This window comes from Streptomyces cellostaticus (assembly GCF_001513965.1).
Classification (GTDB): domain Bacteria; phylum Actinomycetota; class Actinomycetes; order Streptomycetales; family Streptomycetaceae; genus Streptomyces; species Streptomyces cellostaticus.
Genome location: NZ_KQ948018.1, coordinates 414,089 through 421,345 on the forward strand (window position 1 = coordinate 414,089; position 7,257 = coordinate 421,345).

Annotated in this window: 8 protein-coding genes; 5 read left to right on the forward strand and 3 right to left on the reverse strand. The window is 70.0% G+C overall.

What is annotated here, in order from left to right:
• Positions 1-14 precede the first annotated feature (14 nt).
• From AQI88_RS11455 to AQI88_RS11465, 3 genes are all read left to right on the forward strand, one after another.
• Positions 15-1,466: a glycine hydroxymethyltransferase gene (locus tag AQI88_RS11455; protein ID WP_066996020.1), complete on the forward strand. Its 1,452-nt coding sequence runs from the start codon at positions 15-17 to the stop codon at positions 1,464-1,466.
• A 123-nt stretch (positions 1,467-1,589) separates the two neighbouring features.
• A complete protein-coding gene (trpS, locus tag AQI88_RS11460; protein WP_066996152.1) occupies positions 1,590-2,606 on the forward strand; it encodes a tryptophan--tRNA ligase in 1,017 nt (338 codons plus the stop codon).
• Positions 2,607-2,774: 168 nt separating this feature from the next.
• Positions 2,775-3,359 (forward strand): 2'-5' RNA ligase family protein, encoded by a 585-nt coding sequence (locus tag AQI88_RS11465; protein ID WP_066996023.1) that lies wholly within the window; start codon positions 2,775-2,777, stop codon positions 3,357-3,359.
• Between the two features lie 10 nt (positions 3,360-3,369).
• Here AQI88_RS11465 and dprE2 read toward each other — a convergent pair whose 3' ends face one another.
• Complete coding sequence (gene dprE2 / locus AQI88_RS11470) at positions 3,370-4,125, reverse strand: decaprenylphospho-beta-D-erythro-pentofuranosid-2-ulose 2-reductase (RefSeq protein WP_066996155.1); 756 nt, start codon at positions 4,123-4,125, stop codon at positions 3,370-3,372.
• Positions 4,126-4,210: 85 nt separating this feature from the next.
• Between dprE2 and AQI88_RS11475 the strand changes: the two genes are divergently transcribed.
• Entirely contained in the window at positions 4,211-5,119 is a 909-nt protein-coding gene (locus AQI88_RS11475) for a YihY/virulence factor BrkB family protein (RefSeq protein ID WP_066996026.1), read from the forward strand.
• On the opposite strand, the gene AQI88_RS11480 is transcribed toward AQI88_RS11475, so the two are convergent.
• Positions 5,067-6,338 carry a D-alanyl-D-alanine carboxypeptidase family protein gene (locus AQI88_RS11480; protein ID WP_066996028.1) on the reverse strand — a complete coding sequence of 424 codons (1,272 nt, stop codon included), beginning with the start codon at positions 6,336-6,338 and terminating at the stop codon, positions 5,067-5,069. The two genes, AQI88_RS11475 and AQI88_RS11480, sit on opposite strands and share 53 nt — an antisense overlap.
• 136 nt (positions 6,339-6,474) lie before the next feature.
• Between AQI88_RS11480 and AQI88_RS11485 the strand changes: the two genes are divergently transcribed.
• Positions 6,475-6,714 carry an SCO4848 family membrane protein gene (locus AQI88_RS11485; RefSeq protein ID WP_066996031.1) on the forward strand — a complete coding sequence of 80 codons (240 nt, stop codon included), beginning with the start codon at positions 6,475-6,477 and terminating at the stop codon, positions 6,712-6,714.
• A 145-nt stretch (positions 6,715-6,859) separates the two neighbouring features.
• On the opposite strand, the gene AQI88_RS11490 is transcribed toward AQI88_RS11485, so the two are convergent.
• Positions 6,860-7,141, reverse strand: a complete 282-nt coding sequence (locus AQI88_RS11490; protein WP_066996034.1) for a hypothetical protein — start codon at positions 7,139-7,141, stop codon at positions 6,860-6,862.
• Between the last annotated feature and the right edge of the window lie 116 nt (positions 7,142-7,257).

Here is a 7,257-nt window from a genome sequence, read left to right on the forward strand (position 1 = left end):
GTCCGGAGGTCCCCATGCCAGAGCAGCAGCCCCTCTCCACCGAGTCCACCGCCTATCGCGCGGCCCTCGACGTGATCCGTGCCGTGGAGCCCCGGGTCGCCGACGCCATCGGCCAGGAGGTGGCCGACCAGCGCGAGATGCTCAAGCTGATCGCCTCCGAGAACTACGCCTCCCCGGCCACCCTGCTCGCCATGGGCAACTGGTTCAGCGACAAGTACGCCGAGGGCACCATCGGCCGCCGCTTCTACGCCGGCTGCCGCAACGTCGACACCGTCGAGTCGCTCGCCGCCGAGCACGCCAAGGAGCTGTTCGGCGCCCGGCACGCCTACGTCCAGCCGCACTCCGGCATCGACGCCAACCTCGTCGCCTTCTGGGCCGTCCTCGCGGCCCGGGTCGAGGCCCCCTTCCTGGAGAAGGCCGGCGCCCGCCAGGTCAACGACCTCTCGGAGGCCGACTGGGCCGAGCTCCGCCAGGCCTTCGGCAACCAGCGCATGCTCGGCATGTCCCTGGACGCCGGCGGCCACCTCACCCACGGTTTCCGCCCGAACATCTCCGGCAAGATGTTCGACCAGCGCTCCTACGGCACCGACCCGGCCTCGGGCCTGATCGACTACGAGGCCCTGCGCGCCCAGGCCCGCGAGTTCAAGCCCCTGATCATCGTCGCGGGCTACTCGGCGTACCCCCGTCTGGTGAACTTCCGCATCATGCGTGAGATCGCCGACGAGGTCGGCGCGACCCTCATGGTCGACATGGCCCACTTCGCGGGCCTGGTCGCCGGCAAGGTCCTGACCGGCGACTTCGACCCGGTCCCGCACGCCCAGATCGTCACCACCACGACCCACAAGTCCCTGCGCGGCCCGCGCGGCGGCATGGTCCTGTGCGACGACTCCCTCAAGGACCAGGTCGACCGCGGCTGCCCGATGGTCCTCGGCGGCCCGCTCCCGCACGTCATGGCCGCGAAGGCCGTCGCCCTCGCCGAGGCCCGCCGGCCCTCCTTCCAGGACTACGCCCAGCGCATCGTCGACAACTCCCGTGCCCTCGCCGAGGGCCTGATGCGCCGCGGCGCCACCCTGGTCACCGGAGGCACGGACAACCACCTCAACCTGATCGACGTCGCCACCTCCTACGGCCTGACCGGCCGCCAGGCCGAAGCGGCCCTCCTCGACTCGGGCATCGTCACCAACCGCAACGCCATCCCGGCCGACCCGAACGGCGCCTGGTACACCTCCGGCATCCGCATCGGCACCCCCGCCCTGACCACCCGGGGCCTCGGCACGGCGGAGATGGACGAGGTGGCGGGCCTGATCGACCGAGTCCTGACGACGACGGAGCCGGGCACCACCAAGTCGGGCGCCCCGAGCAAGGCCGCCCACGTCCTGGACGACAAGGTCGCCGAGGAGATCGCCCAGAGGGCAACAGACCTGGTGGCGGCGTTCCCGCTGTACCCGGAGATCGACCTGGGCTGAAGCGCCCCGAAGGGGCGCGGGGAACTGCGCGACCAGCCCCAGCGGTCCGCAGTCCCCCACGCCCCGGACGACCCCCCACCTCAGAGGCCGATCCCATCCTCAGCCGATGAGAGAATGGGCAACATGGCCTCTGTTGACCGACCCCGCGTGCTCTCCGGAATCCAGCCCACCGCAGGCTCGTTCCACCTCGGCAACTACCTCGGCGCCGTCCGCCAGTGGGTAGCCCTGCAGGAGTCCCACGACGCCTTCTACATGGTCGTCGACCTGCACGCGATCACGGTCCCGCAGGACCCGAAGGACCTGCGCGCCAACACCCGTCTGGCCGCCGCCCAGCTGCTGGCCGCAGGCCTGGACCCGGACCGCTGCACCCTCTTCGTGCAGAGCCATGTGCCCGAGCACGCCCAGCTCGCCTGGATCATGAACTGCCTCACGGGCTTCGGCGAGGCCAGCCGCATGACCCAGTTCAAGGACAAGTCCGCCAAGCAGGGCGCGGACCGCGCGTCCGTCGGCCTGTTCACGTACCCGGTCCTCCAGGTCGCCGACATCCTCCTCTACCAGGCCAACGAGGTGCCCGTCGGCGAGGACCAGCGCCAGCACATCGAGCTGACCCGCGACCTGGCCGAGCGTTTCAACGGCCGGTACGGCGACACGTTCACGATCCCGGCGCCGTACATCCTCAAGGAGACGGCGAAGATCTACGACCTCCAGGACCCGTCGATCAAGATGAGCAAGTCGGCGTCCACGCCGAAGGGCCTGATCAACCTGCTGGACGAGCCGAAGACGACGGCGAAGAAGGTCAAGAGCGCGGTCACCGACACCGACACCGTGATCCGCTACGACGTGGAGAACAAGCCGGGCGTGTCGAACCTCCTCACCATCTACTCCACGCTCACCGGCAGGTCGGTCGCCGAGCTGGAGCAGGACTACGAGGGCAAGATGTACGGCGCGCTCAAGACGGACCTCGCCGAGGTCATGGTCGAGTTCGTGACGCCGTTCCGGGAGCGCACGCAGCAGTACCTGGACGACTCCGAGACGCTCGACTCGATCCTCGCCAAGGGTGCGGAGAAGGCGCGCGCCGTCGCCGCGGAGACGCTGGCGCAGGCGTACGACCGGGTGGGTTTCCTGCCGGCGAAGCACTGAGAAGCACGGACCGGCGCTGAGGCGCACGACCGTACACACATCCGAGGGGACAGAGCGCTGCACATCACTTCTGCTGCGCCTGCCCACAGGACATCCGTGGCCGTACAGTCGATAGCCGACGGCCGGGACGAATGCGGCCGAGAAGAACACGCGACGACAGGAGACGACGTGGGGACCGTAACGATCGGCGTGTCGATCGCGGTCCCGGAGCCTCACGGCAGCCTGCTCCAGGAGCGGCGCGCGGGCTTCGGCGACGCCGCGGCTCACGGCATCCCCACGCATGTCACCCTGCTGCCGCCGACCGAGGTGGAGGCTACCGGCCTGCCGGCGGTCCAGGCGTATCTCGCCCAGGTCGCCGCGGCCGCCCGGCCGTTCCCGATGCGGCTGTCCGGGACCGGCACCTTCCGGCCCCTGTCGCCGGTGGTCTACGTGCGCGTCGTACTGGGGGCGGAGGACTGCGGCAGGCTCCAGCAGCGGGTCCGCGACGCCTCCGGGCCCGTGGCGCGCGACCTGCAGTTCCCGTACCACCCGCACGTGACGGTCGCGCACGGCATCGACGAGGCGGCGATGGACCGGGCCTTCGCGGAGCTGGCCGATTTCGAGGCCGAGTGGTCGTGCACCGGGTTCGCGCTGTACGAGCAGGGCGTCGACGAGGTGTGGCGCAAGCTGCGGGAGTACCCGTTCGGCGGATCCGTGGTGCCGCCGCAGGGCGGGTACCCGGACGTCGAGCGCGGGACGATCGCCAGCCGGTAGCCCCGTTCCGTCAGACCGGCAGTCTGCGGAACAGCGCCCGCGGTGCGTGCCGCAGCACCGACATCACCAGGCGCAGCACCCCCGGTACCCACACGGTCTCCGAGCGGCGGCGCAGGCCCAGTTCGACGGCCGTGGCGACCGCCTCCGGGGTGGTGGCGAGCGGTGCCTCGGGCAGGCCGGCGGTCATCCTGGTGCGGACGAATCCGGGGCGTACGACCATGACGTGCACGCCGGTGCCGTACAGCGCGTCGCCGAGGCCCTGGGCGAAGGTGTCGAGGCCGGCCTTGCTGGAGCCGTAGATGAAGTCGGCGCGGCGGGCCCGTTCACCGGCGACCGAGGAGAGGACCACGAGGGAGCCGTGGCCCTGGGTCTGGAGGGCGCGGGCGGCCACCAGGCCGGCCGAGACGGCTCCGGTGTAGTTGGTCCGGGCGACCTGGACGGCGCGCAGCGGGTCGCGCTCGTCGTAGGCCTGGTCGCCGAGGATGCCGAAAGCGAGCAGCACCAGGTCGATGCCGCCCTCGGCGAAGACCTTGCCGAGCACGGTCTCGTGGGACTCGGGGTCGAGGGCGTCGAAGGCGACGGTGCGGACGTCCGCGCCCAGGGTACGCAGGCTCTCGGCCGCCTGTTCCAGGGCGGAGCCGGGGCGGCCCGCCAGCCACACGCTGCGGGTACGGCGGGCGATCAGTCGGCGGGCGGTGGCCAGCGCGATCTCGGACGTGCCGCCGAGGACGAGCAGGGACTGGGGCAGATCGGTGGCGTCCTTCATGACAGCCGACCGTATCGCCCGTATATGACCGTTCTGGTGAAGAAACGCGGTGTTGACGCCCACTCGCAGCGGGCACAGTCCGATCATGGACTGGCTGAAGAAGCTGCCCGGGATCGGGCCGGTCGTCACCTGGCTGACCGCCACGCACGCGTGGCGGTCGTACGAGCGCCTGGACCGGGTGAAGTGGACCCGGCTGGCCGCCGCGATGACCTTCATCAGCTTCGTGGCGCTGTTCCCGCTGCTGACGCTGGCCGGTGCCATCGCCGCCGCCACGCTCAGCACGTCGCAGCAGAAGGACCTCCAGAACAAGATCGCCGACCAGCTCCCCGGCCTCGCCGACCAGGTGGACATCAACTCCCTGGTCCAGAACGCCGGCACCGTCGGGCTCATCGCCGGCGCCCTGCTGCTGGTCACCGGCATCGGCTGGGTGGGCCAGATGCGCGACTGCCTGCGCGCGGTGTGGGAGCTGCCCGACAGCGAGCAGAACCCGGTCCTCGTCAAGGTCAAGGACGCGGGCATCCTGGTCGGCTTCGGCGGCGCCGTCCTCGCCACCCTGGCCATCTCCACCGTCGCCTCCGCGCTGGTGGGCCTGATCACCGACCAGCTCGGCCTCGACCGGTCGGGCTGGAGCGGCATCCTGCTGCGGATCGCCGCGTTCGCCGTCGCCGTGCTCGCCGACTTCCTGGTCCTGCTCTACGTCCTGACCCTGCTGCCCGGCGTCGAACCGCCGCGCCGCCGCCTGCTGGTGGCCGCGCTGCTCGGCGCGGTCGGCTTCGAACTGCTGAAGCTGCTGCTCAGCGGCTATATCCAGGGCGTCGCCGCAAAGAGCATGTACGGCGCGTTCGGCGTCCCCGTGGCCCTGCTGCTGTGGATCAACTTCACCGCGAAACTGGTCCTGTTCTGCGCCGCCTGGACGGCGACGCAGAGCACGGAGAACGACGTCACGGACGCGACCGACGACGCATCAGATCCGGCAGCGGCCAGCGGCGGTTGACCAGGAACGCCCCGCCCGCGAGCAGCACCACCAGCCCGCCCGCGACGCCCAGGGCGATCCCGACGCCGCCGGAGCCGCCCCCGGCGCTGGAGCTCGCCACCGGCTTCGAACCGGAGCCGCCGGTCCCCTGCGTCCCTGCCGAGGCGGCCCCCGGCTGGGCGGTGGACTGTGCGACGTTCTTCGGCGGGACCAGATCGCCCACCGGGTTGACCTTGCCGGCCGCCTGGAAGCCCCAGTCGAGCAGTTTCGCGGTCTCCTTGTAGACCTCGTTGTGCTCGTGCTTCTCCGGGTTCATCACTGTGACCAGCAGCACCTTGCCGTTCCGCTCGGCCACGCCGGTGAAGGTGGCGCCCGCATTGGTCGTGTTGCCGTTCTTCACGCCGGCGATGCCCTGGTAGACGGGCACGTCCGTGTCGCCGCTCAGCAGCCGGTTGGTGTTCTGGATCTCGAAGGTCTCGCGGGTGGAGGTGCCCTTGCCGTTCTTCGCGGTGCCGCCGGGGAACTGGGCCCGCACGGTCGCGCAGTACTCCCGGAAGTCCTTCTTCTGCAGGCCCGAGCGGGCGAACAGCGTCAGGTCGTACGCGGAGGACACCTGGCCCTTGGCGTCGTAGCCGTCGGGGCTGACCACGTGCGTGTCGAGGGCCTGGAGCTCCTGGGCGTGCGCCTGCATGTCCTGGACGGTCTGCTCGACGCCGCCGTTCATCGAGGACAGCACGTGGACGGCGTCGTTGCCGGAGCGCAGGAAGACGCCGAGCCACAGGTCGTGGACCGTGTAGGTCTCGTTCTCCTTTATCCCGACCATGCTGGAGCCCGCCCCGATGCCCGCCATGTCGGCCGGGACCACCTTGTGCTCCATGGTCCTCGGGAACCGGGGCAGCACCGTGTCCGCGAACAGCATCTTCATGGTGCTCGCCGGGGGCAGCTGCCAGTGCGCGTTGTGCGCGGCGAGGATCTCGCCGGACTCGGCGTCGGAGACGATCCAGGAGCGGGCGGTGAGGTCCTTGGGGAGCGCGGGCACACCGTCGGCGAGGTTCACCTGCGTCCCGGACTGTCCGAGCCGGACGCCGCCCACCTGCGACATGTGCGCCGGGGGAGTGGCCGTCGGGTCGGCCTGGGGGGTCGGGGCCGCGAGGGCGGCGGGAGCGGTGACGGAGAGGGTCAGCAAAGTGGCGGAGGTGACCAGCAGGGATCGCCGGCCGGTCTTCTTCGGTGCGGGCACGGTCGAGAACGTACCTGTCACGGGCCGTGAAGTCCCGCCTGGCGCCCCACCCCGGACACGGAGGCGGACAGCCGACGGCGATACTGGTCCCGTGCTGTGCTCATCGGCCCAGCCCGGTGTCGAAAGGTCAGTCCCTGTGAAACTCAGCCGCCCGGTCTCCTGGTTCCTGCTCGCCTTCGGGGTGTGGAGCTGGGTCATCTGGGTCACTTTCGTCAAGAACTTGATCAAGGACGGCAGCGGTCTCGCCTTCGACGACGGTCACCCGACGGCGTACTTCTGGGTGCACCTGCTGCTGGCGGTCGTCTCCTTCGTATTGGGGACGGTCATCGGGGGCATCGGGTTGCGTGGGCTGCGCGCACTGCGCCGGACGTCATAGCGGCGGACATGCAGCGAAGCCCCCCGCGAATGCATCGCGGGGGGCTTCGTCGCTCTGTCGGTCACCGGGGACACGAGTCGCACGGTTGCGGGCGGTGGCACCAGGGGCGCTGTGGCGCGCCCCCGTACCCTGCCGGGTCGACCTCTTAGAAGACGCTGCTGTTGCAGCCCATGACCGAGCCGATGTGCGTGCCCTGTGCGCCCGGGTCGCCCTCACCGTTGAGCGCGTTGCCCAGCACGCCGTTGAGGATGCCGACCTCGCCGAGGACGTCGACGTTCAGGTCGTGGTCCTTGCAGTTCGAGCTCTGCATGAATTTGTTCCCGTGGTCCTCGCCGCCCCCACCGGCCGCCTGGGCAGTGCCGGCGCTCAGGAGTCCGACGCTGCTGATGGCAGCGATCAGGACAGCAGCCTTGCGAAGCTTGTGCATGTCATCTCCATTGAGTGAGTGGATGCGATCTGCCACAGATCGACCTCTTTCAGTCACGGAGATTATGTGAATACACCATAAAACGGACATCGACACGCCGATTTCATGATCTAGTA

What these genes read in the sequence shown, in the direction of transcription:
- AQI88_RS11455 (WP_066996020.1), top strand. Translation starts at nt 15, where the DNA reads ATGCCAGAGCAGCAGCCCCTCTCCACCGAGTCCACCGCCTATCGCGCG.
- trpS (WP_066996152.1), top strand. Translation starts at nt 1,590, where the DNA reads ATGGCCTCTGTTGACCGACCCCGCGTGCTCTCCGGAATCCAGCCCACC.
- dprE2 (WP_066996155.1), bottom strand. Translation starts at nt 4,125, where the DNA reads ATGAAGGACGCCACCGATCTGCCCCAGTCCCTGCTCGTCCTCGGCGGC.
- AQI88_RS11475 (WP_066996026.1), top strand. Translation starts at nt 4,211, where the DNA reads ATGGACTGGCTGAAGAAGCTGCCCGGGATCGGGCCGGTCGTCACCTGG.
- AQI88_RS11490 (WP_066996034.1), bottom strand. Translation starts at nt 7,141, where the DNA reads ATGCACAAGCTTCGCAAGGCTGCTGTCCTGATCGCTGCCATCAGCAGC.